Below are 25,049 nucleotides of genomic sequence, written 5' to 3'. Positions count from 1 at the left end.
GTCGGGTGGCCATCGGCATGATCTACGGCAAGGCTGCGGTTCCCCGGGTGGGGTTGCTGCGCGATGTGCCCGGCGGCCGGCCAGTTGTGGCGAGGACGTGCGGGACGCGCGTGGCCGGTCCCGGTACCTTCAAGCACACGTCAACAGGGGCGTACCCAAGGGGCGCGAGGAACTGCGCGACCAGCCGCAGCAGGCCCGCAGTCGACGACGCACACCCCTTTGACGCCGGTCAAGCCACGGCCAGGCCACCGCACTGTACGAGGGGGAGCCGGCGGCCCGGCCGGCCTCTTGCGAGGCATCTCAGTCAACCGGCTGGAAACTCTCCGCGACAGCGCGCACACCCTGCGGATTCGAGCACTCCGTTCACACCCCGTGTGAAGGCCGACCCACTAATCTGTCGGGCACCGAGCCATCCGGGGGGCACAGATGCAGCCCAACACTCTGCTCGACGCGATCCTCGACGAAGCCGGGATCTCGCACGCGGGGCTTGCCGCACATGTGAATCAGGCCGGCAGGGCACGCGGCCTCGCGCTCAGGTACGAACACACCGCCGTGGCGCGGTGGTTGAAGGGCCAGCGCCCACGCGGCCAGGTGCCCGACCTGATCTGCGAGGTGCTCGCCGGGCGCCTCCAACGCCCCGTCACCCTGGACGACATCGGCCTCGGCGTGCCCGGTGAACCGGCCGCCCCGCACGGCACCTCTTTGTCCGGTTTCGTCGAGCGGGCCACCGCCCTGTGGCGCTCCGACGAACAGCAGCGCCCGCACATCCTGGGCGCCCCCGCGGTCACCGGCACCCCCGCCGTCATGCCCGTGTGGGAGTGGGAGAACCCGCCCGAGGACGTCGACGTCTCCCGCGGCGGCCGGCACCGGGTCACCCGCGCCGACATCGAGATGCTCCGCGCGGCCCGCACCCACTACGAGCAGATGTACCGCAAGGCCGGCGGTGTGGCGACCCGCAGCCGGATCGTCGGCTTCCTGAACGCCGAGGCCGCGCCGCTGCTGCGCGGCAGCTACACCGACGAGACGGGCCGCCAACTGCACCGCGCCACCGGCGGGTTGGTCGCGGTCGCCGGGATCTGCGCCTACGACTCCGACGCCCACGGCCTGGCCCAGCGCTACTTCCACCAGGCCCTCCGGCTCGCCAAGGCCAGCGGCGACCGCGGACTCGGCGCCTACGTCATAGCGCTGCTGGTCAACCAGTCCCTGTTCATGCGGGAGTACCGCCAAGCCGTCGCATTCGCCGAGGCCGCGCTGCGGGCCGCGGGCAGGCACATCACCCCGGCGCTCGCCTGCGACCTCTACGCGATGCAGGCCAAGGCGTACGCCCACCTCGGCGACGGCACGACCGCCCTGTCCTGCATCCGGCGGGCCGAGCAGGCAGCCGAACGCATCCGGCGCGGATACGAGCCCGACGAGACCGGCTATGTCCAGCCGGGCCTCGTCAACGTCCAGGTGGCGGAGGCGCTCCTCAGCCTCGGCGAGCTCGCGGCGGCGGCCGCGCACGCCGCGGCCGCCGTCGACAACCCGGCCCACGACCGGGGCCGGGTGCACCGGCTCGCCATGCTCAGCACGATCGAGCTGCGCCAGGGCAACGCCGACAAGGCGGTGGCCACCGCCGTGCAGATGGCGGAACAGGCACGGGGAATGGAGTCCCAGCGCCTGCGCGACAGACTCAGAGCGGTGCGCGAACACCTGGTCCGCAGTGGCTGCGCGGGCACGTCCGCGGCAGCCGAACTGATCGACGGCGCACTGCGCGTGCCCCTGTAGGACGGCACACGGGAGCCGACATCCCACAGTCCCTGCTGCGATATTGCCACTTACTCGACGGAAGGTGGCAGAACCGTGCAGTGGACGAAACAGAACGAACAAACTGTGTATGAAAACCGCTGGTTCAGCGTCAATCTCGCCGATGTCGAGCTGCCGGACGGCCGGCATCTCGACCACTTCCTGATACGACTGAGGCCCGTCGCCGTCGCCACGGTGGTGAACGAGGCCAACGAGGTCCTGCTGCTGTGGCGTCACCGCTTCATCACCGACAGCTGGGGCTGGGAACTCGCCGCGGGTGTGGTCGAGGACGGCGAGGACATCGCCGTCGCGGCCGCCAGGGAACTCGAGGAAGAGACCGGCTGGCGGCCGGGACGGCTCCGGCACCTCATGAGCGTGGAGCCCTCCAACGGGCTCACCGACGCCAAGCACCACATCTACTGGGCCGACGAGGGTGAGTACATCGGGCACCCCGTGGACGACTTCGAGTCCGACCGCCGGGAATGGGTCCCCCTGAAGCTCGTTCCCGACATGGTCGTCCGTGGGGAGGTCCCGGCCGCCAACATGGCGGCCGCGTTACTGCTGTTGCACCATCTGAGGCTCGGTCAGGACGGCTGAACCCGTCCGGCGGATCAGGCCCTTGCCCTGATCCCCCCGAGTGCCCCGAAGCCTCAGTGGCCCAGGGCCTGCCAGATCGCCACGACGAGCGCGCCCACGGCGGTGATCGCCGCGACCGCGGGAAGCGGCCAGCGGGCGTGCTCAAGGGCGATGATCCGTGCGCTCAGATCGTCGATCTCCTTGTCCGTCTGTTCCGTGCGGTGACTGAGCAGAGCGAGTCCGCCCTCGACGCGTGCGTACGCGACATCGAGGCGGCGCCGTAACTCTGCGAGTTCTCCATGGACCACGGGATGCTCCGGGTCGGCGGTCACGGGTCCGCTCCTTTCCGTAGTCGTCACATCCCTTGCATGCGCATGAAGAGTCAACTCGCCTGGTGGGCGCGCGGGGAGAGTGTGCGAGGGGCATATGCGAGCCCGGCGCGCACACGGTGTGTGAATGACGCGGGCCCGGCGCTCCGAGGAGTGCCGGGCCCGCGTTCGTCGCACTGTGTCATCAGCACCCTGGAACGGACAAGGTGCGGTCAGCCGTAGGTGTAGAACCCCGAGCCGGTCTTCCGGCCGAGCCGCCCCGCGTCGACCATGCGCTGGAGCAGCGGGGGAGCGGCGTACAGCGGCTCCTTGTACTCCTCGTACATCGAGAAGGCGACCGAGGCGACGGTGTCCAGGCCGATCAGGTCGGACAGCTTCAGGGGGCCCATCGGGTGGGCGCAGCCGAGCTCCATGCCGTTGTCGATGTCCTCGCGGCTGGCGATGCCCGACTCGAACATCCGGATCGCGGACAGGAGATACGGGATCAGCAGCGCGTTGACCACGAAGCCCGAGCGGTCCTGGGCGCGGATCGCGTGCTTGCCGAGCAGCTTCTCGGCGAACTGCTGGGCGCGGGCCAGCGTGCCCTCGGAGGTGGTGAGTGCCGGGATCAGCTCGACGAGCTTCTGCACCGGGGCCGGGTTGAAGAAGTGGATGCCGACGACCTGGTCGGGCCGCGAGGTGGCGACCGCCAGCCTCACCAGCGGGATGGAGGAGGTGTTGGAGGCCAGGATCGCGTCCGGGCGGGTCACCACCTGGTCAAGCACCTGGAAGATCTCGGTCTTCACCTGCTCGTTCTCCACGACGGCCTCGATGACGAGGTCGCGGTCCGCGAACTCGCCGAGGTCGGTGGTGAAGCTCAGCCGGGCCTGCGTCGCCGCCAGCTCGTCCGCCGAGATCTTGCCGCGCTCGGCGGCCTTGGTCAGGGAGTTGAACAGTCGGGTGCGGCCGATCTCCAGGGCCTCGCCGGTGGTCTCGGCGACCCTCACGTCCAGGCCGGCGCGGGCGCACACCTCGGCGATGCCCGCCCCCATCTGGCCGCAGCCCACCACTCCGACCCGCGCGATGTCTCCCGCCGGGAAGTCCGTCACTTCGTCCCTTTCGCTGGTCTTCACCTGGTGGCAGGTCGGCCGTGGCCGGATCCTGCTCCGTTCGAGCACGTTACTCCCAAGTATCGATGATCGATCGCCGGGGTCCGGAATCCTTCGGGCATTCTGGGGCCCGGAGACGATCCGTGACCGAGCGGATCCATGGTGTTGGGGGAGTGTGCACATGGGACGTCTGTCGCGCCGGGCCTTCGCGCTGGCCGCACTGTCGACCCTGACGACGGCCTCGGGAGCGGCCGCCGCGCCGGGCCGTCACAGGCGGGCGGCGACCGAGATGCGGGGCGTGTGGCTCGCCACCGTGTCCAACCGGGACTGGCCGTCGAAGCCCGGGCTGAGCGCCGCACAGCAGCGCGCGGAACTGATCGCCCACCTCGACCGGGCGGCGGCGGACCGCCTGAACGCGGTGATGTTCCAGGTGCGGCCCACCGCCGACGCCCTGTGGCCCTCGCCGTACGAGCCCTGGTCGCAGTACCTCACCGGTACCCAGGGCAAGAACCCCGGCTGGGACCCGCTGGGCACCGCCGTGACGGAGGCGCACCGGCGGGGACTGCAACTGCACGCCTGGTTCAATCCGTACCGAATTGCCAACCACGCCGATCCGACCAGGCTGGTCGCCTCCCACCCCGCGCGCAAGCACCCGGACTGGGTGGTGCCGTACGGCGGGAAGCTCTACTACAACCCCGGACTGCCCGAGGTCCGCGCCTTCGTCCAGGACGCGATTCTCGACGCGGTGCGCAAGTACCCGGTGGACGCGGTCCACTTCGACGACTACTTCTACCCGTACCCGGTGGCCGGCCAGACCTTCGACGACGACGCGGCCTACGACGCGTACGGCGGCGCCTTCTCGAACCGGGCCGACTGGCGGCGGGACAACATCGACAGGCTGGTGCTGGAGACCGCGGCCCGCATCAAGCGCATCCGGCCCACCGCGCAGTTCGGCATCAGCCCCTTCGGGGTGTGGCGCAACGCGGCCACCGATCCGCTCGGCTCGGACACGCGCGCGGGTGTGCAGTCGTACGACGACAACTTCGCCGACACCCGCAAGTGGGTGCGTGAGGGCTGGATCGACTACCTCGTGCCGCAGATCTACTGGAACATCGGCTTCCCGGCGGCCGACTACGCCGAACTCGTGCCCTGGTGGGCGAAACAGGCGCGGGGGAGCAGGACCAGGCTGTACCTCGGCGAGGCGCTCTACAAGGCGGGGGACCCGGCGCAGCCCGCGGCCTGGCAGGACCCCGCCGAGCTGTCCCGGCATCTCACGCTAGCGCGCGAGTACGCACCGGTGCGCGGGCATGTCTTCTTCGCCGCGAAGGAGGTCGCCTCCGACCCGGTCGGGGCGATGGCGCGAGTGGTCGCCGACCACTACCAGAAACCGGCGGTTCCCCCGCGCCGGGTCACCGGCCGGTCTGCTCGAACCGGTGTTTGATCTCGGTGTCGGGGCCGGGGGAGCACACGCCCTCGTGCCCGTCCTCGAAGCGGACGCGGTACGGGGGGTTGCCCGCCTGACCCATCACCTCGACGATCTCGCCGACCTTGTCCTGCTGTCCGACCACCCTGCCGTGCTGGACAAGCTGGTCGCCCACGGTTGCGCGCATCAGCGGTGCCTCCTCACCAAGTGGGCGGTCCGTGGCCTGATTTTACGGCGCGGGGGCCCACTGGGAGCAGCGCGTGCGCGCCGCTCAGCCCCGCGCCCGCTGGGTGACCGCGATGCACACGAGCACCGCCGCAGCCGTCAGCGGGGCGGCCACTGTCAGGTGCTCGCCGAGCATCAGCACCGACCACACCAGTGTGAGCAGGGGCTGGGCCAACTGCAACTGGCTGGCCTTGGGGATCCCGATCGCCGCCATGCCCCGGTACCAGACGACCAGGCCGAGGAACTGCGAGCCCGCCGCCACCCACAACAGTCCGGCGACGCTGTGCGCGGTGAGGTGCACGGGCTCGTACGACAGCGCGAGAGCGGCCGCGGGCACGCCGACCGGCAGGCACAGCACCAGCGCCCAGGCGATGACCTGCCAGCCCGGCATGAGCCGGGCCAGCCGGCCGCCCTCGGTGTAGCCGGCCGCGCACACCACGAGCGCGGCGAAGAGATACAGGTCGGCGGTGGTCAGGGCGCCGCCGCTCTGCTGCACGGTGAAGGCGACCACCGCCACGGCGCCCGCGAGGGCCGCGGTCCAGAAGGTGCGCGAGGGGCGGGTGCCCATGCGCAGGGCCGACAGCAGGGCGGTCGTCAGGGGGAGCAGGCCCACCACGACCGCGGCGTGCGCGGTGGTCGACGTCCGCAGGGCGAGCGTGGTCAGCAGCGGGAAGCCGATCACGACCCCGGCGGCGACGACCGCCAGCCCCGGCCAGTCACGACGGCTGGGCATCGGGACGTGCAGCGCCAGCAGACATCCACCCGCGACGAGCGCCGCGAGGACGCTGCGCACGGCGACGAGGGACCAGGGCCCGAAGCCCTCGAGACCCCACGCGGTGGCGGGGAAGGTGAGGGAGAAGGCGGCGACCCCGAGGGCGGCCTGGACGGTGCCGAAGGTCTTCGGCGGAGCGGGAACCGCTATCCCGGTCGGTGTGATAGCGCTACTCTGTACTCTCATGCAAGAGCGTAGCAGCGTGGCCGAACTGGTGGAACAGCTGCGGCGAGAGCTCGACCGCTACTCTGTGGGTGGAAAGCTCCCGTCGAGCAGGGCCCTCGTCGAGCGCTTCCGGGTAAGCCCGGTGACCGTCTCCCGGGCCCTCGCCCAGCTCGCGGCCGAGGGACTGGTGGTCACTCGCCCCGGCGCCGGTGCCTTCCGCGCCCAGGCGCGGAGCGTCCCCGCCGCGACCGGGGACACCTCCTGGCAGGAGGTCGCGCTGAGCGCGGACGGCGCCGGCGACCTCGTGCCGCGCTCGGTGGACGCGTCCGGCGTCCTGGTCTCGCTGGCGGCCCCGCCGCCCGGGGTGGTCGAGTTCAACGGCGGCTATCTGCACCCCTCCCTCCAACCGGAGCGCGCGATGTCCGCGGCCCTGGCCCGGGCGGGCCGCCGCCCCGGAGCGTGGGGGCGGCCACCGACGGAGGGATTGCCGGAACTGCGCGAGTGGTTCGCGCGGAACATCGGCGGCGCGGTCACGGCCGCGGAGGTACTGATCACCGCGGGCGGCCAGTCGGCGCTCACCACCGCCTTGCGCGCGCTGGCACCGCCCGGCGCACCCGTGCTCGTCGAGTCGCCCACGTATCCCGGCATGCTGGCGATCGCGCGCTCCGCTGGCCTGCGCCCCGTGCCGGTCCCGGTGGACGCGGACGGGGTGAAGCCCGCCCTGCTCGCCGACGCGTTCCGGGCGACCGGCGCCCGGGTCTTCGTCTGCCAGCCGCTGTTCCAGAACCCGACCGGCGCGGTACTGGCCCCCGACCGCCGCGGCGAGGTGCGGCGCATCGCCCGCGAGGCCGGTGCGTTCGTCGTCGAGGACGACTTCGTACGACGGCTCGTGCACGAGGACGCCGGCCCGCTGCCGCGTCCGCTGGCCGCCGACGACCCCGACGGAGTCGTCGTCCACGTCAGCTCGCTGACCAAGGCGACCTCGCCGAGCTTCCGGGTGAGCGCACTCGCCGCGCGCGGGCCTGTGCTGGAACGCCTGCGCGCGATCCAGGTCGTCGACACCTTCTTCGTGCCCCGCCCGCTCCAGGAGGCGGCCCTGGAACTCGTCGGTTCACCGGCCTGGCCCCGCCATCTGCGCACGATCTCGACGGAGTTGAAGGCCCGCCGGGACACGATGACCACGGCCCTCCGCCTCCACCTCCCCGAACTCGCCCTCCCGCACATCCCCTCGGGCGGCTACCACCTCTGGCTGCGCCTCCCGGACGGTACGGACGAGTCCGCGCTGACCGCCGCCGCCCTCCGCGCGGGCGTCGCGATCACTCCCGGCCGCCCGTACTTCAGCGCGGAACCCCCGGCGGGACACCTGCGGTCGAGCTTCGCGGCGGTGGCCGGGGTGGGGGAGATCGTGGAAGGGGTACGACGGTTGCGGACCGCATGTGACGAGGTGCTCCCGGCGAAAAACGCTCGACGCCGGCTCCCGTGACCTGCCAACGTCACGCCCATGACCGACACCCCGCCCCTCGCCGAGGGCTACGAGATCTCCACCGACCCCGACCGCATCGACGCCGGGCGGGTGCACCACTGGCTGTCGACCGACGCGTACTGGGCGATCGGGCGGCCGCGGGAGAAGCAGGACCGGGCCATCGCCGGATCGCTCAACTTCGGGGTGTACGCGGTGGAATCAGGGGATCAGGTGGCCTATGCGCGGGTGATCACCGATAGGGCCAGTTTCGCCTGGCTGTGTGATGTGTACGTGGACCGGTCGGTGCGAGGTGAGGGGATCGGTACGGCGTTGGTCGGGGCCGTGTGCGAGCACCTGCGGCCCTACGGGCTCAGGCGCATTCTGCTCGCCACCCAGGACGCCCACGGGGTGTACGAGAAGCTCGGGTTCGCGCCGCTCGCCAAGCCGGATCGGTGGATGGCGCTGGTCCTCGACGAGTGAGCCCCGGGGTACCCTCGGTAACTCCCCGGTAACGCCTCTTGACCTGCGCACTTTCGCGGCTCACGATCGCCGCATGCAACTTCGGGTCACGTTCGTCGCCGCGGCGCGCAGTTCCTCGCTGCTCGCCGAGCGGTTCGAGGACGACCGTCCGCTGGACCAGGCCGGCTGGGACGAGGTGCTGGGCGTATCGCACGACCTGCTGCCGCTCGCGGCGGCCGAGCTGAGGTACTGCTCGCCCACGCCCCGCAGCCGTGCCACCGGAGACGCCCTCGGTTACTCCCCTCTGGTCCAACTCGCTCTGCGCGACTGTGACATGGGGCGCTGGCGCGGGCTGACCCTCGGCGAGGCGATGGCCCGCGAGCCGGAGTCCGTGGACGCCTGGCTCGCCGACCCGCGGGCGACCCCGCACGGCGGCGAGTCACTGCTGACCTTCATCTCGCGGGTGGGGGAGTGGCTCGACACCCGGCCGGTGGAGGACGGCGGCCGTGTCGTCGCCGTCGCCGAGCCCGCCGTGATCCGGGCCGCGCTGGTGTACGCGCTGAAGGCGCCGCCGTCGACCTACTGGAACCTCGACGTACGTCCCCTGTCGGCAACCACCGTCACCGGCAGGACGGGCCGGTGGAGCCTCCGCTTCGAGGGGGTCCCGACACAGCCTGCGCGGGCGTAGGGAGCTGCTTCGCGGCGGGTCGGTGGCCGTGCTTTGAGGTGATTTGCGGGGACTTCGGGTGATGGGGACGTCTCTTGCGGGTCGCTGTCGGTGTCGGGCGGGTTGTCGCCGGGCGGTCCTGAGGTGCGGAGTGAGTCGCCTGCCCTGGTGCGGGTGGCCGCTGGGGCTCCGGGTGGTGGGTGTCTGTGCCAGTGGCGTCGGGCGGTCCGGCGGGGTGAGGCGGTGGTGTCGCCGGCCGTTGTGCGGGTCGTGGGGTGCTGATCGTCTCGGGCGGGTGGTTGCCGGGTCGGCCTGGGTGTGGGGTGCGGTGCGGGTCGCCTGCCCTGGTGCGGCTGGTCGCTGGGGCTCTGCGTGGTGGGACATGGACCGTCTTGCGTGGGTGGCTGCCGGGGGGCTTGTCGTGGTGGGTCAGTGTCGGCAACGGGCCAGTGGCTCCGGGCGGTCCGGTGCGTGAGGCGGTGGGTGCCGCCTGCTGTCGTGCGCGTCGTGGGGCGCTGATCGTCTCGGGCAGGTGGTTGCCGGGTCGTCCGGTGCGGGGTGAGTCGCCTGCCCTGGTGCGGGTGGCCGCTGAGGCTCCGCGTGGTGGGTCGCGGCTGTCTTGCGCGGGTGGTGTCGGGTCAGTGGCCGGGCAGTTCGGTGCGGTGCGTGTCGTCGGCTGTCATGCGCGTGGTCGCTGCGCCTGTGCGTGATGGTGACGTCCAGGGGGCGCCGCTGCCGGGCGCGCCCACGCGTCGGGTAGGCGACCGGCTCGGTGGTCCTATGTGGTCAGGGGGCCGTCGTCTCGGCTGCGTGGTCACCCGTCGGTTCGCGCGTGTAGTCGGTGGTCAGCAGCAGGTCCTTCGCCGGGCCGCCGACCCGCCACACCGTGCGCCAGTGGTCCGCGTCCAGGACGGTGAACTCGCCGCGGTAGAGGTCCGCAGCGCAGGGATGGTCTGCGACATGGTGGCCGGACGTCAGGTCCAGGTCGTGGAAGGGCCGCCCGTCGGAGAAGTGGACGTCCGCCGTGCCCGGTGTCCCGCCCGGAAGGAAGCTGAGGGTCCGTTCCGCGGGCCGTGGGACGCCCTGCCAGACGAAGATGCCCGACTCCTGGGACAGCAGTCCGCCGACCTCCAGTCGGCCGAAAGCGGTCGTACCGGAGAACTGCCCCTCGTCCCCGCTGGCCAGATCCCGCACGGTCCGCTCGGTCCGCCAGCTCCCGGCCAGGTAGCTCAACACGTCCGGCACTGGCCAGAACCCGTCCATCGGCCCTTCCCTTCCGACACTTTCGAAACCGCGCGACCCGTTGACGCTCCGGATCACCCTCCCTATCTTGCCGTTCGAAGTGCTGATCATCATTTGATATTTCGAACGTCACCTTCGACAGAGAGCCGCGGAGCATCCATGTCACGCACCCGCTGGAGACTCGGTCTCAGCGCCACCGCCTTCCTGGTGGCCGCCGGTCTGGTCCCCGCCCCCGCCCATGCCGAGGACGTCACCGACTACGCGATCACCGTCGACCCGGCCGCCAAGGGCGCGAAGATCGACGACACGATGTACGGCGTCTTCTTCGAGGACATCAACCGGGCCGCCGACGGCGGCCTGTACGCCGAGCTCGTCCAGAACCGCTCCTTCGAGTACTCCACCGCCGACAACTCCTCGTACACCCCGCTGACCGCCTGGGCGGTCGACGGCACCGCCCAGGTCGTGGACGACGCCGGACGCCTCAACGAGCGCAACCGCAACTACCTCTCCCTGGCCGCCGGTTCGGCCGTCACCAACGCCGGATACAACACCGGCATCCACGTGGACGAGGGCAAGAAGTACGACTTCTCGGTATGGGCCCGCGCGGACGCCGGTACGGCTCTCACCGTCTCGTTGCGGGACACCGCCGGGACTCTCGCCACCGCCCGCAAGGTGGCCGTGACCAAGAGCGGCTGGACCCGGTACAAGGCCACCTTCACCGCCACCCGGACCAGCAGCGACGGCCGCCTCACCGTGTCCTCCTCCGCCGCGGCCGCCCTCGACATGGTGTCCCTCTTCCCACGCGACACCTACCGCGGTGAGCCCAACGGGCTGCGCAAGGACCTCGCCGAGAAGATCGCCGCCCTGCACCCGGGCTTCGTGCGCTTCCCGGGCGGCTGCCTGGTGAACACGGGGTCCATGGAGGACTACAGCGAGACCTCCGGCTGGCAGCGCAAGCGCTCGTACCAGTGGAAGGACACCGTCGGCCCGGTCGAGCAGCGCGCGACCAACGCCAACTTCTGGGGCTACAACCAGAGTTACGGCCTCGGCTACTACGAGTACTTCCGCCTCTCCGAGGACATCGGCGCCATGCCGCTGCCCGTCGTCCCGGCCCTGGTGACCGGCTGCGGCCAGAACAAGGCTGTCGTCGACGAGGCACTGCTCAAGCGGCACATCCAGGACACCCTCGACCTCATCGAGTTCGCCAACGGCCCGGCGAACTCCACGTGGGGCAAGGTGCGCGCCCGGATGGGCCACCCCAAGCCCTTCCATCTCACCCACATCGAGGTCGGCAACGAGGAGAACCTGCCGAACGAGTTCTTCGCCCGCTTCAAGGAGTTCCGCGCCGCGATCCAGGCGAAGTACCCCGGCATCCAGGTGATCTCCAACTCCGGCCCGGACGACTCCGGTTCGACCTTCGACACGGCCTGGCAGCTCAACAAGGACGCCAAGGTCGACATGGTCGACGAGCACTACTACAACAGCCCGCAGTGGTTCCTGCAGAACAACGACCGCTACGACTCCTACGACCGCAGCGGCCCGAAGGTCTTCCTCGGCGAGTACGCCTCCCAGGGCAACACCTTCAAGAACGGCCTCACCGAGGCCGCGTTCATGACCGGCCTGGAGCGCAACGCCGACATCGTCAAACTCGCCTCCTACGCCCCCTTGTTCGCCAACGAGGACTACGTCCAGTGGCGCCCCGACCTGGTCTGGTTCAACAACCACGCCTCCTGGAACTCCGCCAACTACGAGGTCCAGAAGCTGTTCATGAACAACGTCGGCGACCGCGTGGTGCCGTCCACGGCCACCGGCACGCCCTCACTGCTCGCCCCGATCACCGGCGCCGTGGGCCTCTCGACGTGGGCGACGACGGCGTCGTACGACGATGTGAAGGTCACCGGCGCGGACGGGAACACCCTGCTCGCCGACGACTTCAGCGGTGACGCCTCGCAGTGGACCCACAGCGGCGGCGGCAGCTGGAGCGTCCAGGACGGGCAGTACACGCAGACGGACGTGAACGCCGAGAACACCATGGTCTCGGCCGGCGACCCGTCCTGGCACGACTACGACCTGAAGGTGAAGGCCACCAAGAGGGCCGGCAAGGAGGGCTTCCTCGTCGCCTTCGGCGTCAAGGACACCGGCAACTACTACTGGTGGAACATCGGCGGCTGGAACAACACCCAGAGCGCCGTCGAACAGGCCGTGGACGGCGGCAAGTCGACGCTGGTCTCCAAGGCCGGGTCGGTCGAGACCGGGCGTGCCTACGACATCGACGTCAAGGTGCGCGGCCGTCAGGTGACCCTCTACCTCGACGGGCAGGAGTGGGGCAGCTTCACCGACGACAAGCCGGCCGAGCCGTTCCGCCAGGTCGTCACCAGGGACCAGAAGACCGGTGACCTGATCGTCAAGGTCGTCAACGCCCAGGACTCGGCGGCCCGTACAGCCGTCGACCTGGGCGGCGCCAAGGTCGCGTCCAAGGCCCGGGTGACCACCCTGGCGGCCGCCCCGGACGCCGTGAACAGCGAGACGTCGACCGCGGTCGCCCCGGTGACGTCCACCTTCGACGGGGTCGCCGGGAAGTTCTCGTACACCTTCCCGGCGAACTCGGTCACCTTCCTGAGGATCAGGCAGAGGTAGCCGACGGGTCGGTGGGCCGCTGTCCGACGGGCAGCGGCCCCCGCTCGCCGACGCGGTCGGTCGTGTTCGAGGGGATCACCGTCCGGACTATTCCTGGGCCGCGCGGACGCTCTCCCGGCCGGCCGCACTATTCGTTGGCCTTCGGGTGGTGCGGTGTTCACCCCGTCGCCATCGGCCATCGCACAACCAAGCGGATTCGCCCCCCGTCTAAATCGGCGCAGAAACAACGCGCTGGGGTGAAGGCCCCGGACGGGGGCTCGAATTGACCAGCGAACAGGGCGTGCGACCGACCATCCCGCCCGAACCGAGGACCGCGGACGACTCCATACCCAAGCGGCCGCCGCTGTCCGCACCGGGACCGTCGGCCGGGCCCGGGCAGGCCGCGCTGCTGGCGGCGACGCTCACCGTCGTCGTGCTGTGCGCGGCCGACGCCGTCGCCCGCAGCTACCCCTTCGGGCCGCGCACCCGCAACGTCAACGACCTGGGAAACCAGTACGTCCCGTTCCACGCCCACCTGTGGGACCTGCTGCACGGGCGGGCCACCGGCGGTCTCCTCGTCAACTGGCAGTCGGGATTCGGCGCGAGCTTCCTGCCGGACCTCGGCACCTATCTCACCAGCCCGTTCGCGCTGCTCGTGGCGGTCTTCCCGAGGGGCGAGATCGATCTCGCGGTGTACGTGATCACCGTGCTGAAGATCGCCTGCGGCGGGGCCGCCATGGCCTGGCTGCTGCTGAGGCTGCGTCCCGGGCGCTGGTGGGCGGCGGGTCTGCTGGGCGCGTCCTACGCCCTGTGCGGCTGGACCGTGGCGACCGCCTCGTACAACCTCATGTGGCTGGACGGGCTGATCGCCCTGCCGCTGCTGTGCCTGGTCGGCGAGTGGATCCTGAACGGCCGGCGCCCGCTCCTCGGGGTGCTGGTCGTGACGGCCGTCTGGATCGCCAACTTCTACACCGCGTACATGGCCACCCTCGCCGCCGCTCTGGTGTTCCTGCTGCGGCTGTGGCTGGCCGACCTGCCGCGCCGCCGCAGGCTCACGGCGGCGGGCCGGGCCGCCCTGACCTTCGCGCTCGGCATGGGCCTCGCCGCACCCCTGGTGACGGTCGTGTACTTCGGCAGCGCGCACGCCTCCGAGGGCCGGTTCACGCGGTTCGCGCCGGTGGGCACGGAGGACCTGCTGGCCCGGCTGCTGCCGACGACGTACAGCTTCGGCTCCCCGGCGCTGTTCGTCGGCACCACGGCACTCCTGCTCGCCCTCGCCCTGCCCTTCCACCGGGCGGCGCCCCGCCGGGTGCGGGCCGGGTGGACGCTGCTCGTGCTCGCCGTGACCCTGTCGATGCAGTGGGGCCCGACCCATCTGATGTGGCACGCCTTCGCCGAGCCGCAGGGCAGTTCGTACCGTCAGACCTTCGTGGTGTGCGCCCTGCTGGTCGTCGCGGCCTGGCACACGCTGTCGTACGGCCCACTCGACCGGCGCGCGCTGGGCGCCGGGGCCGGGCTGCTCGCGCTGATCGCGGTCGTCGCGAGCGGCAGCCAGCTGGTCCGCTCCTTCGCCTGGCCGGTGTTTCTGACGGCGGCCCTCGGCGCGCTGCTCGGGCTGGTCCTGCTCGGCCGTGAGCGACCCGTACTGCGTATCGCCCCGGCCGCCCTCGCCGCCGTACTGCTCGTCGGAGCGCAACTGGGCGAGGCCACCGCCACCGACGCCGTGGCCACCCGGATGCGGTTCGGGCACATGGACGACTACGCCCCCTGGGGCGACCGGCAGCAGAACCAGGCGGACGCCGTCGCGCAGGCCGACGGCTGGCCCCGCTACCGCACCGACCCGGGCCGGGAACAGACCGTCGGCAACGACCCGCTGGAGGTCGGCGGGCAGGGCGCCCAGTACTACAGCAGCCACACCTCGGCCGTGCTCAGCAGCACGCTCACCGCCCTCGGCGGCGGCTGGACCTCGGGCGGCCGCAGCCTGCAGAGCCTGGACAACGCGGTCACGGACGCCATCTTCTCCGTGGGCGCCCGGGTGCACTCGCCGCCGGACCCGCACCAGAACTGGTTCCCGCAGGACGGCAGCGGGGAGACCGTGACCCGCGAGGACGTCCCGCCCCTGGTGACGGTACGGCCGTCCGCCGCGACCGGTGCCTTCGGGCCGTCGCCGTACCGCAACCAGGAACTGCTGCTGGGCGCCCGCGTCTACACCCTGCCCCGCATCACCGTCCTCAACAGCGCCGGGAAGCCCGCGGATCGCAGCACCGACCGGCGCCAGGGCGTGCGGGTCGGCGGAAAGGCGACGATCACCGCCCAGTGCCGCGCGGGCAGCGAGGTCTATCTCTGGGCGCCGTACTTCGCGGGCACCGCCCGGCTCGCCGGCCCCTCCGCCCATGGCCTGACCGGCCGGTTCCGGGCCGGCTGGCGGCCCCTCACCAAGATCGCCGCCATGGAACGGCCCGGCACGGTCCCGGACTCCGGGCGCCTCACGATCGAACTGTCCGCGAACCGGCTGGGCGTCGTGCCGGACCGGGCGGTCGGCTGCCTGGACACCGAGCGCCTGCACACCGTCGTACGACAGCTCGAAGCCACCGGCGCCACCAAGGTGACCGTCTCCGGATCCGGCGGCACGATCCGGGCCGAACTCCCGGCCGGCAGCAAGGGCGTCGCCGTCGTCGCCGCGCCCCGGATCGCCGGCTGGCGCTGCGCCTCCGGTGACGCGGCCGCCGTACCCGCGAAGGAGTACCACGGGCTGATCGCCGTACCGCTCGACGGCGGCTCGACGAGTGTCACCTGCGCTTTCCATCCGCCCGGTCTGCGGCTGGGGACGGCGGTCGGGGGCGGCGCGCTCGTCGCTCTCACCGGGTTCGGGGCGTTCGGGGTCGTACGTCGGCGGCGGTCGGCCGGGGGCTGAAGACGAGTTCGGCTTGGCCCCGCCTGGTCGTGTGCAGGTCCCAGTGGACGGGGGAGATCACCTCGGGCTGGGCCGTCGGGAAGCCGGGGCGGCGGGCGAAGCCGGCGACCGAGTCGCCCCATGAGGCTCGCGTGTCCCGTATGGCCTGGCGGTGCGGCGGCCAGTTCGGGGGTGGGCCAGGTCGCTGACTCGGGCGCGGCTTCGGTGCCGTGGCCGAGACCGACCGCCTCGTAGAGCGCGCCCAGCGCGCAGGGTTCGCCCAGGGAGTAGGTGGCGGGGATGTCGGGGTGGCGTGCCTGCAGGACTTTCACGGCGCGTTCGACGGGGCCGCGCAGTCGGGGCCTGGCCACTTGGGTGCACAGAGGTAAACGATCACTCCGCTGATCTGGGACTTTTGCGCTGGTTGGCATTGAAGCGCGCTTTCTTCTGACGATTGCCGCACGTGTTCATGTCGCACCATTTGCGGGTGCGACTTTGGCTGGTGTCGAAGAAGGCGGCTCGGCAGGACGGTGAGGCGCACAGGGCCAGTCTTCCGTCTCGTTCGCCCGAGAGGACGCTGATCGCGTCGGCGGCGATCACGCTGAGCGCGTCTTCCACGCGGGAGGCCGAGCTGAGCTGCCATTGCCGTTTGCCCTCGGGCGTCAGGATGGCCGCGGCCCGACCCTGAGCACTGCGGGTATTGATGACCTGGACGGCAGATGCGGGGAGAGCGTCCTGGAGCGCGGCTGCTGTCGCGGCGGCGTGAATCGACTCCCTCAGTTCCCGGGCGAGGTCGAGCTGGGTGGTGGTGCAGGAGTCCACGGCGAGGCCGTACACGGCCAGCCAGTCGACGAGTCGCTGCGGCGTGGGAATGCGCTCCACGGCGTCGCCGTGACGCTCCGACAGAGTCCCCGTGAAGCTGGTCGCGAGCACCGAACCAAGGCGGAAGTCAGGGAAACCGGCACGCATGGAACCACCTTAGCTGGTTGCGACGTGGTTCGGAGACCTGTTAGAACCGTCTTAGCCGGTTCCGCGAACCCAGGAGGTCTCATGCCCCGTCCGACCAGTGACGTGCAAGCATTTGAAGCCCACGCAACGGACACCGACCTCGACGATCTGCGCGTGCGACTGGCCGCGGCGCGACTGCCGGAGGCTGAGACGGTTCATGGCGCCGCGCACGGCTCTCGCCGGTGGGAGCAGGGTGTTCCTCTCGCCGACCTCGTCGATGTCGTGAACTACTGGCGCACCGGGTATGACTGGCGGTCTTTCGAAGAGCGCCTTGACCAGATCGGCCAGTTCCGCATGACCATTGACGGCCTGGGAATCCACTTCCTGCACCGCCGATCCGCGCGCGCGGATGCCACTCCTCTGATCTTGACGCACGGTTGGCCGGGCAGCATCGCCGAGTTCACCGACGTGGTGGAGGAGTTGGCGGATCCGAGGGATGCGGACGCGCCGGCGTTCCACGTCGTGGTCCCGTCGCTGCCGGGCTTCGGATACAGCGACAAGCCGGCCACCACCGGGTGGGGAACCGAAAAGATCGCGGCCGCATGGGTCGAACTGATGGGAAGGCTCGGCTACAGCAGGTTCGTAGCCCACGGCGGCGACTGGGGAGGCAACATCACCACGGTCCTCGGCGGCAGGTTCCCGGCGCACGTTCTCGGCATCCACACCACGTTCGCGGAGGCGCCGCCCGGTTTGACGACGGACGGGCTGACGGCGGTCGAGCGCCGCTGGACCGAGGAAACCCGCGATTTCTGGCACCACCGCGCGGCGTACGCGAAGCAGCAGGCGACCCGGCCGCAGACCATCGGCTACTCACTCGTCGACTCACCGGTCGGGCTTCTTGCCTGGATCCTCGACAAGTTCGCCGAGTGGTCGGACACCGACGACAGCCCGTTCGAGAGGATTTCCCGGGATCGCATTCTTGACGACGTCACCCTGTACTGGCTGACGCGGACCGGCGCATCGTCGGCCCGCATCTACTACGAAAGCCACAACTCGCTCGACCCCGAACTCCGGGTCGACGTCCCGTCAGCGATCACTATGTATCCCCGTGATATCGAGAAGACCCCGCGTCCCTGGGCGCAGGAGCGGTACCGGCAGATCGTCCGCTGGAGGTCACCCGAAACCGGGGGACATTTCCCGTCGCTGGAGGTCCCCGAGTATTTCGTCAAAGACCTGCAAGAGGGCCTCGCGGCAGTGTTGGCCGCAAATCGGTGAACGCGGCTGGGTGCCGGTACTCGATCGCCGCCTGATCCGGCTCGAGCCGTTGCCCGACGGCTTCCAGACCGAGTTCATCGAGACAGTGGAACGTGGTCGGACAGGCGCGGCGAAGACAGCCCCGAGCGCTTGCCCCCAGCGTCCCAGGAGCCCCTATGGGCGAATTCGAGCAGTGGATCGCCGCAGGGCTCGTCCGAGACAAACGGGGCAATGGGCGACGCACTCTTGATTTTGACCCACCGGCCGAACGGTGTCGTGGGCGCCTGCCGCGTTGTGGCCTTTCAGTCCCGCGGTGCGACGCGGATACGGTTTCCGTCAGGATCGGCTGCGAGGAAGGTCAGCCCGAACCCCGCATCGTGAGGCTCGTGCAGGATCGTGACGCCCTTGGACTGCCACTGCTCGAAGATCGCGTTGACATCGTCGGGCCCACCGTCGATGGCCAGGCAGACCTCACTGGTACGCGGGACGTCCGGTGACAGGTCCTCGAACTGGCCGGACCACAGACCGAGGTCAGCGCCTGGCCCGAGGTCGAAGGTGATGTATCCCGGAGTCTCGAACGAAGGGCTCAGGCCGAGGAGGCCGCCGTAGAAACGAGCCGCGGCGGGGGCGTCGTTCACATAGACGATGGACACGACGGATGTGGTCATGGTTGTTCCTTCTCACAGGTCGTAGGCACGTATCCACCAGCCTGATCGGAATATGCGCCGTATCGTGTCGTAATTCCTGAAAAACTTGGGGTGTGACGCCAGACCGCTTTTTCACCCTGATGCTGCTCCTCGCATCGCGGGATGCAGTGACCACCCAGGAACTTGCCTCGGCGCTCGGAGTGTCCCTTCGAACCATCACCCGGGACCTGAACTGGCTCCGCGACGCCGGTCTGCCGGTGACCGCGCACCGGGGCCGCCTCGGAGGCGTGACCATGCTGCCCGGGTCCGGGCTCGATCTCACGCGGCTCACGCCTGGCGAGCGTGATCATCTCTCGCTCCCCGGGCTGGACGAGAAGCAACGTGCGGAGCTCGACTCGTCGGTCGACAGCCGGCGCGCGCTCTCCAAGATCGTCGCTACTCAGTCACGTCGAGGTCATGAGCTCCTGCCGCTCACCGACGTAGTGCACGTGGACAGTCGTCCCTGGCTCCGGACACGAGCTTCCGGCACGACTCCGGCTTCGCTGATCGGCTCGGTGCGGCGAGCTCGCCGGCTACGGATCGAGTACGACAGCCCACGCGAGTCATGCCCACGCGACCTGGTCGTGGATCCCTACGGGCTGTTCGCCAAGGCCGGCATCTGGTATCTCGTCGCCGACTGCGCCCACGTGCCACAGATGTACCGACTCGAACGGATCACGACGTGGAAGGAAGTCGACCAGCCACGACGGATCCGAGAGAACCAGACCCTGGCCACCGTCGCTGCAGCGCTCATCGATCAGTGGGAACACAACCATGCGATAGAGGTCAGCGCCACCATCGACCAGACCCAGATCGAGCGGGCGCGACGGATCTTCGGCCAACGACTCGTCCGGGACGGCCACGAGGCATCCGCCTCCGGCCACAAGGTGACGATCCGCTTCCTGCATCTGGAGGACGTGCGAGCACTACTGCCGTTCGGGAGCACCATCACTGTGCACGGCCCCACCGAAGCCAGGGCTCACCTCCGCGCCCTCGCCACCGACCTTGCCCACCACTATGCGCCGTCACCAACGTCCTGACCTCCACCACTGGTCAGTGAACGCGCCCATTGCGCGGTCGAGCAGCACGGTCAGCGGGAATGCTCCCGCACAGGTCACCCACCCCGTCGAAGCCGCGTCGAGACAGGCAAGGGCGGCCGCGACCAGGGCACTTGGCCTGGGATCCTCCGGCCGGTCAGGACTGGCACCGGGTCGCCGTGCGACCTCAGGGACCATCAGCTCCTGCCAGAGCAACTGCTTCTCGAAGCTGGCCCGCCGAGCAGTACTCCGGCGCCCTCGGCGTGCCTGGCGGCAAGGACGTCTCCCCGCAACTGTCCTGGAGGGGCGCCCCCGAGGGCACCAAGAGCTACGCCGTCACGGTGCGACCCCGACGCCCCCGCCGGCTCCGGCTTCTGGCGCTGGGCGGTGGCCGACATCCCGGTCGGCGTGAGCGACTGCCCGAGGGAGCGGGCGACGACACCGGCTCGGGTCTGCCCGAGGGCACCCTCCAGCTGCCCAACGACGCCCGCGCCGCCCGCCGGGCACGGCCCGCACCTCCACTTCGTCGTGGTGCACGCCCTCGCCGCCGAGTCCATCGGCGTCCCGGCCGAGGCCACCCCGGCCTTCCTCGGCTTCAACATCGCCGGCCACATCCTCGCCCGCGCGGTCCTCACGGCCACCGCCGAGATACCGGCTGCCTGACGAACGGTCATGCCCTCAGCACGCCTGTCCCTCGGTGTTTGGCGGCATCCGGGGAGGGACTCGGGGTGGCGCGATGGGCAACGGTGGCTGGGCAGAACCACGATCGCCAGCGCCTGTATCGCCGCGCTCACCGGCACCTCTCTGCACCACCCCGAGCCCGTAAGGCCACCCAGGGACGCGTCGAGAACGCCGTCGACCTCGCGTACGCCGACGGCTTCCTGCGGCATGGCTCGGCACCGGCGCCTACCTCCAGCTGAAGTGGGGCGCCGACTCTGCCCTCCGCCCTTGCCGCACTCCTCGCCCTCGCCGCATACCTGGCCGGTCGCCGCAGTGGGCAGAGCGTTCGGGCACTTCTCGTCGAACCCGCCTGTCCGGAACCGGATTCGAGGGAGGCAGTCAGGGGCGGTGACGCGCCTGCCGTCGTCGCCCAGGCGATCGTCACGGCAGTGACCGATACGAAGCCGAAGCCGCGTTACACCGTCGCCATCTGGCCGGACGCGTACGTACTGCGCCGCCTCGCTCGCTCCGGGGTCTTCGACACGCAGATCCGCAAGCTGAACCAGCTGGCGCCGGCCCACGCCATCGAACCCGTGCGAGGGAAACAAGGGGAAGGTCGGGCCTGCTGAGGTAATTGACAGGGTACGAACGTACCTCTTAACGTACCCGCATCCGACGTCGCCGCGGCTCGACGAGGAGCACCGATGCAGCGGTCGACCAGCGCACGGTCGCCGCCCGCGAGGACGTCCTGTGCTTCGCCACCCCCGTGCTCGAGGAGGCCGTCGAGGTCACCGGCCCGGTCAGCCTGACCCTGTACGTGTCCTCGTCGGCGGTGGACACCGACTTCACCGCCAAGCTCGTCGACGTCTTCCCGGACGGCAAGGCGATCAACCTGTGCGACGGGATCCTGCGCACCCGCTACCGGGGCGGCTTGGCCACGGAAGAGCTGATGGAGCCGGGCACGGTCTACGAGATCACCGTCGACATGACGGGCACCTCCAACGTGTTCCTGCCCGGTCACCGCATCCGTGTGGACGTCTCCAGCAGCAACTTCCCCCGCTACGACCGCAACACCAACACCGGCGGCGTCATCGCCCACGAGAGCGAGGAGCAGATGATTCCCGCGATCAACCACATCCACCACGGGCCGGACCACCCCAGCCGTCTGGTGCTGCCGGTCATCGACCGCAAGGACCACTCGTGAGCGCCGCCGACCGGGTCACCGAACTGACCGCGACCTTCGCGGCTCCCTCCCTCGACGTTGCCGGGCTCCTGTGTGACCGGCACCCCGCCAACCAGACAGCGTTCACCGTCGTCGACAGCGACGGCAAGGCTTCCACGCTGTCGTACGGCGAACTCGCCGCACACTCGCACCGGTACGCCCGGGCGTTGCAGGTGCTCGGAGTCGGCCCAGGTGACAGGGTGGCGACCCTGATGGGCAAGGGGACCGACCTGGTCACCGTCATCCTGGCGATCTGGCGGCTCGGGGCGGTCTACGTCCCGCTGTTCACCGCGTTCGCACCCCAGGCCATCGCCCTGCGTCTGGAGGGCGCGGGTGCGCACGTCGTGGTCGTCGATCCGGACCAGCGCCACAAGCTCGACCCGGGCCCCGACATGCCGGACGACCCCGAGCGCCGCATCGTCGTCGCCGGAACCGGTACCCAGTACGGCGACCTGGTGCTGGCCGACCTCCTCGCCGCCGCCTCGCCCGAGCCGGTGCCCGCCGTCACCACCAGCGGCGACGGCCCGCTGGTGCACATGTTCACCTCCGGCACCACCGGCAAGCCCAAGGGCGTCATCCACCCCGTCTCGTACATCGCCGGCTGGCAGATCTACCTGGAATACGGTCTCGGCGTCACCCCGGACAGCAGCTACTGGTGCGCCGCCGACCCCGGCTGGGCCTACGGCCTGTACTCCGCGATCGTCGCCCCGCTGGCCGCCGGCATCCCCAGCCTGCTGCTGACCGGCGGGTTCTCCCCGGAGACGACCTGGCGCACCCTCTCCGACCACCAGGTCACCGACTTCACCGCCGCCCCCACCGTGTACCGGGGACTGCGCTCCGCGTCGGTACCGGTGCCCCAGGGCCTGCGGCTGGAACGGGCGTCCAGTGCGGGCGAGCCCCTGACCCCCGAGGTCAACGAGTGGGCCGCCACCGCGCTCGGCCTGGCGGTGCACGACCACTTCGGCCAGACCGAGGTCGGCATGCCCCTGGCCAACCACCACCACCGCGAACTCGCCAGCCCGCTCAAGACGGGATCGATGGGCCGGCCGGTGCCCGGCTGGACCCTGACCGTCCTGGCCGACGAGCAGGACGAGGTCGCCGGACCGGACGTGCTCGGCCGGGTCGCGATCGACGTCGCGGCCAGCCCGCTGATGACCTTCCGCGACTACCAGATCCCCGGGCAGAGTGCCTCCAAGTTCACCCCCGACGGCCGCTACTACCTCACCGGCGACGCCGGACGGGTCGACGCCGACGGCGACTTCTTCTTCTCCTCCCGCGACGACGACGTCATCATCATGGCCGGATACCGGATCGGGCCGTTCGAGGTCGAGAGCGTGCTGGCCCAGCATCCCGCCGTCGCCGAGTGCAGTGTGATCGGCGCACCCGACGAGGTCCGCGGCGAGGTCATCGAGGCGTACGTCGTCCTGCGCGACGGCGCCGAGGGTTCACCGGAACTGGCCGCCGAGCTCCAGCAGTTGGTCAAGACCCGGTACGCCGCCCACGCCTATCCGCGCGCGATCCACTTCATCGACTCTCTGCCCAAGACCCCGAGCGGCAAGACCCAGCGTTATCTGCTGCGCAGGCGCCGACGCACCGAACTGAACACCCCGGAGTGACGTTGACCGGCATGGAACCCCTGCTCGTGGAGCAACGCGGCCCCGTCCGCCGGCTGTTGCTCAACCGCCCCGAGCGGCGCAACGCCCTCGACATCCCCCTCATCGAGGCCCTGGACAAGCAGATCACCAGCGCCGAGGCCGATCCCGAGACTGCGGTCATCGCGGTGGCGGGCAAGGGACGGAGCTTCTGTGCCGGCGGTGACTTCCACCAGTTCCTCGAACTCCACGACCGGGGCGACAACCCGGTCGACTTCCTGACCGACGTCTCGGCCTGCTTCAGCCGTATCGCGGCCAGCCCCAAACCCTGGGTCGCCGTACTGCACGGCCACGCCGTCGCCGGGGGTCTCGAACTCGCCCTGGCCTGCGATGTCGTCGTCGCCGCCGACACCACGCTCATCGGCGACGGCCACACCAAGCAACGCCTGGTACCGGCCGGCGGATCGAGCGTCCGGCTGCCCCAAGCGGTCGGCCGGGGTCTGTCCCGCTGGCTCCTGCTCACCGGAGAACTGCTCCCTGCCGCCGCCTTCGAGAACACCGGCTGGATCCACGCGATCGTGCCCGAGGCGGACCTCGACGCCACCGCCACCCGTGTCTGCCACCAGCTGGCCGACCGCCACAGCCCCGCCCAGCAACACCTCAAGACACTGCTGCACCGGATCGACGGCATGCCCCCCGAGCAGGCCCTGCGCGAGGAACTGACCACCTTCGCCGACAACTGGACCGCGAGCTCGGTGGCCGACGCCCTGCGGACCTTCCTCACTCCCGCCACCACGAAAGCAGACAGCAAGTGAATCGCTACCAGGGGCGCGTCGTCGCCATCACCGGCGCCGCACAAGGACTCGGCCTCGCCATGGCAACCCGCTTCGCCGCCGAGGGCGCCACCGTCGCCCTCGCCGATGTCAACGAACACGCCCTCACCGACGCCGCCGGAACCCTCACCGGCGTCCACGACCCCAAACACCGCACCGACGTCGTGGACGTGACCGACTCCGCCCAGGTCAACACCTGGATCGACGGCATCACCACCGACCTCGGCCGCCTCGACGTGCTGGTCAACAACGCCGGCATCATCCGCGACAACCGCGTCGAGGACATCACCGACGACGACTGGCACGCCGTCATCGACGTCAGCCTCACCGGCGGCTTCCACTGCGCCCGCGCCGCCTTCGCCCCCATGAAACGCCAGGGCTACGGCCGCATCGTCAGCTTCTCCTCCATGTCCTGGCGCGGGAACTTCGGCCAGACCAACTACGTGGCCGCCAAAGCCGGCATCGTCGGCATGACCCGCACCCTCGCCCTCGAAGGCGCCCGCCACGGCATCACCGCCAACGCCATCGCCCCCGGCCTCATCGAAACCCCCATGCTCGCCTCCATGAACGGCCCCGCACGCGACAAGCTCACCCACAAGATCCCCATGCGTCACACCGGCCGGCCCGAGGACATCGCCGAAGCCGCGGCCTTCCTCGCCAGCGAGGCTGCCGGCTACATCACCGGCGTCGTCCTGGACGTGGACGGCGGCATCTCCATCGGATCCTCGATCCGATAACGCCGCCTCGACGGTCAGACAGGGACGTGGGCTCGCCGTGGTCAGGGCGACGATTCGCCGGTTCCGGCGAAGATGCCCGTGGGACTCGACGAGCGGAGCCGGAGCCGACGTCATCGTCGACCATGCGGGAGGCCCCTACCTGCCGGCGATCATCCGCGCCGGGGGCGTGCGGGGACGTATCGTCCTCCCGTAAACAGCTGGAGATCGTCGGTACGACCTTCCGCACGCGCGCCCCGGACGAGAAGGCCGAAGTCGTCAGGCCCGAAGCGGTCCACACCCCTCTCGTTTCGGGTCACAGCGCCCTCGGCGCGTCCGCCGGAGACGGAGCCGATGACCGCGCCCTCGCCGCAGACGGTGAGGGCCGTGCCGGGAGCGCGT

23 protein-coding genes are annotated in these 25,049 nt (G+C 70.4%); 16 read left to right on the top strand and 7 right to left on the bottom strand.

The features are described 5' to 3' along the window. Nucleotides 1-426 precede the first annotated feature (426 nt). Together ABZT06_RS38460 and ABZT06_RS38455 are read left to right on the top strand one after the other, a co-directional pair. Nucleotides 427-1,767 carry a transcriptional regulator gene (locus ABZT06_RS38460; RefSeq protein WP_355751962.1) on the top strand — a complete coding sequence of 447 codons (1,341 nt, stop codon included), beginning with the start codon at nt 427-429 and terminating at the stop codon, nt 1,765-1,767. Between the two features lie 75 nt (nt 1,768-1,842). Continuing rightward, nucleotides 1,843-2,382, top strand: coding sequence for an NUDIX hydrolase (locus ABZT06_RS38455; RefSeq protein ID WP_355751960.1), 540 nt, complete (start codon nt 1,843-1,845; stop codon nt 2,380-2,382). Nucleotides 2,383-2,435: 53 nt separating this feature from the next. On the opposite strand, the gene ABZT06_RS38450 is transcribed toward ABZT06_RS38455, so the two are convergent. Beyond that, a complete protein-coding gene (locus ABZT06_RS38450) occupies nt 2,436-2,693 on the bottom strand; it encodes a hypothetical protein (RefSeq protein ID WP_355751958.1) in 258 nt (85 codons plus the stop codon). A 209-nt stretch (nt 2,694-2,902) separates the two neighbouring features. After that, nucleotides 2,903-3,778, bottom strand: coding sequence for a 3-hydroxybutyryl-CoA dehydrogenase (locus tag ABZT06_RS38445; protein WP_355751956.1), 876 nt, complete (start codon nt 3,776-3,778; stop codon nt 2,903-2,905). Nucleotides 3,779-3,959: 181 nt separating this feature from the next. On the opposite strand from ABZT06_RS38445, the gene ABZT06_RS38440 reads away from it, so the two are divergent. Further along, nucleotides 3,960-5,219 carry a family 10 glycosylhydrolase gene (locus ABZT06_RS38440; RefSeq protein ID WP_355751954.1) on the top strand — a complete coding sequence of 420 codons (1,260 nt, stop codon included), beginning with the start codon at nt 3,960-3,962 and terminating at the stop codon, nt 5,217-5,219. Here the strand turns inward: ABZT06_RS38440 and ABZT06_RS38435 are convergent. Both ABZT06_RS38435 and ABZT06_RS38430 read right to left on the bottom strand, forming a co-directional pair. Further along, nucleotides 5,188-5,388, bottom strand: a complete 201-nt coding sequence (locus ABZT06_RS38435) for a DUF1918 domain-containing protein (RefSeq protein WP_355751952.1) — start codon at nt 5,386-5,388, stop codon at nt 5,188-5,190. The genes ABZT06_RS38440 and ABZT06_RS38435 overlap by 32 nt on opposite strands. An 84-nt stretch (nt 5,389-5,472) precedes the next feature. Further along, the gene (locus tag ABZT06_RS38430; RefSeq protein ID WP_355751950.1) at nt 5,473-6,384 is read right to left on the bottom strand and encodes a DMT family transporter; all 912 of its coding nucleotides are present in this window, start codon (nt 6,382-6,384) and stop codon (nt 5,473-5,475) included. Between ABZT06_RS38430 and ABZT06_RS38425 the strand changes: the two genes are divergently transcribed. From ABZT06_RS38425 to ABZT06_RS38415, 3 genes are all read left to right on the top strand, one after another. Next, nucleotides 6,383-7,846 carry a PLP-dependent aminotransferase family protein gene (locus ABZT06_RS38425; RefSeq protein WP_355751948.1) on the top strand — a complete coding sequence of 488 codons (1,464 nt, stop codon included), beginning with the start codon at nt 6,383-6,385 and terminating at the stop codon, nt 7,844-7,846. The genes ABZT06_RS38430 and ABZT06_RS38425 overlap by 2 nt on opposite strands. An 18-nt stretch (nt 7,847-7,864) precedes the next feature. Continuing rightward, nucleotides 7,865-8,305 (top strand): GNAT family N-acetyltransferase, encoded by a 441-nt coding sequence (locus ABZT06_RS38420; protein WP_355751946.1) that lies wholly within the window; start codon nt 7,865-7,867, stop codon nt 8,303-8,305. A 73-nt stretch (nt 8,306-8,378) separates the two neighbouring features. Beyond that, the gene (locus ABZT06_RS38415; protein ID WP_355751944.1) at nt 8,379-8,972 is read left to right on the top strand and encodes a histidine phosphatase family protein; all 594 of its coding nucleotides are present in this window, start codon (nt 8,379-8,381) and stop codon (nt 8,970-8,972) included. 765 nt (nt 8,973-9,737) lie between these two features. Here ABZT06_RS38415 and ABZT06_RS38410 read toward each other — a convergent pair. Then, nucleotides 9,738-10,214: a DUF6314 family protein gene (locus tag ABZT06_RS38410; RefSeq protein ID WP_355751942.1), complete on the bottom strand. Its 477-nt coding sequence runs from the start codon at nt 10,212-10,214 to the stop codon at nt 9,738-9,740. 138 nt (nt 10,215-10,352) lie between these two features. Between ABZT06_RS38410 and ABZT06_RS38405 the strand changes: the two genes are divergently transcribed. Next, a complete protein-coding gene (locus ABZT06_RS38405) occupies nt 10,353-12,830 on the top strand; it encodes an alpha-L-arabinofuranosidase C-terminal domain-containing protein (protein WP_355751940.1) in 2,478 nt (825 codons plus the stop codon). A 280-nt stretch (nt 12,831-13,110) separates the two neighbouring features. After that, nucleotides 13,111-15,723 carry a YfhO family protein gene (locus ABZT06_RS38400; protein WP_355751938.1) on the top strand — a complete coding sequence of 871 codons (2,613 nt, stop codon included), beginning with the start codon at nt 13,111-13,113 and terminating at the stop codon, nt 15,721-15,723. Nucleotides 15,724-16,095: 372 nt separating this feature from the next. Here the strand turns inward: ABZT06_RS38400 and ABZT06_RS38395 are convergent, their stop codons facing one another. After that, nucleotides 16,096-16,671: a CGNR zinc finger domain-containing protein gene (locus ABZT06_RS38395; protein WP_355751936.1), complete on the bottom strand. Its 576-nt coding sequence runs from the start codon at nt 16,669-16,671 to the stop codon at nt 16,096-16,098. 81 nt (nt 16,672-16,752) lie between these two features. Between ABZT06_RS38395 and ABZT06_RS38390 the strand changes: the two genes are divergently transcribed. Further along, entirely contained in the window at nt 16,753-17,925 is a 1,173-nt protein-coding gene (locus ABZT06_RS38390) for an epoxide hydrolase family protein (RefSeq protein WP_355751935.1), read from the top strand. Between the two features lie 281 nt (nt 17,926-18,206). Here the strand turns inward: ABZT06_RS38390 and ABZT06_RS38385 are convergent, their stop codons facing one another. Continuing rightward, the gene (locus ABZT06_RS38385) at nt 18,207-18,572 is read right to left on the bottom strand and encodes a VOC family protein (RefSeq protein ID WP_355751933.1); all 366 of its coding nucleotides are present in this window, start codon (nt 18,570-18,572) and stop codon (nt 18,207-18,209) included. A gap of 92 nt (nt 18,573-18,664) precedes the next feature. On the opposite strand from ABZT06_RS38385, the gene ABZT06_RS38380 reads away from it, so the two are divergent. The 7 genes from ABZT06_RS38380 to ABZT06_RS38350 all read left to right on the top strand — a co-directional run bounded on the left by ABZT06_RS38380 (nt 18,665) and on the right by ABZT06_RS38350 (nt 24,671). Beyond that, a complete protein-coding gene (locus tag ABZT06_RS38380) occupies nt 18,665-19,630 on the top strand; it encodes a WYL domain-containing protein (protein ID WP_355751931.1) in 966 nt (321 codons plus the stop codon). 384 nt (nt 19,631-20,014) lie between these two features. Then, nucleotides 20,015-20,290, top strand: coding sequence for a YbhB/YbcL family Raf kinase inhibitor-like protein (locus ABZT06_RS38375; protein WP_355751929.1), 276 nt, complete (start codon nt 20,015-20,017; stop codon nt 20,288-20,290). Nucleotides 20,291-20,736: 446 nt separating this feature from the next. Next, nucleotides 20,737-20,916: a hypothetical protein gene (locus tag ABZT06_RS38370; RefSeq protein WP_355751927.1), complete on the top strand. Its 180-nt coding sequence runs from the start codon at nt 20,737-20,739 to the stop codon at nt 20,914-20,916. 41 nt (nt 20,917-20,957) lie between these two features. Beyond that, nucleotides 20,958-21,491 (top strand): CocE/NonD family hydrolase, encoded by a 534-nt coding sequence (locus tag ABZT06_RS38365; protein ID WP_355752039.1) that lies wholly within the window; start codon nt 20,958-20,960, stop codon nt 21,489-21,491. After that, nucleotides 21,488-23,125 carry an AMP-binding protein gene (locus tag ABZT06_RS38360; protein ID WP_355751925.1) on the top strand — a complete coding sequence of 546 codons (1,638 nt, stop codon included), beginning with the start codon at nt 21,488-21,490 and terminating at the stop codon, nt 23,123-23,125. Before ABZT06_RS38365 ends, ABZT06_RS38360 begins: the two co-directional genes overlap by 4 nt. A gap of 11 nt (nt 23,126-23,136) precedes the next feature. After that, a complete protein-coding gene (locus ABZT06_RS38355) occupies nt 23,137-23,916 on the top strand; it encodes an enoyl-CoA hydratase/isomerase family protein (RefSeq protein ID WP_355751923.1) in 780 nt (259 codons plus the stop codon). Next, entirely contained in the window at nt 23,913-24,671 is a 759-nt protein-coding gene (locus tag ABZT06_RS38350) for an SDR family NAD(P)-dependent oxidoreductase (RefSeq protein WP_355751921.1), read from the top strand. Before ABZT06_RS38355 ends, ABZT06_RS38350 begins: the two co-directional genes overlap by 4 nt. Nucleotides 24,672-25,049: the final 378 nt, after the last annotated feature.

The sequence above is a fragment of the Streptomyces sp. NPDC005483 genome, assembly GCF_040606035.1.
GTDB lineage: Bacteria > Actinomycetota > Actinomycetes > Streptomycetales > Streptomycetaceae > Streptomyces.
This window is presented reverse-complemented; position numbering and strand designations above follow the sequence as displayed.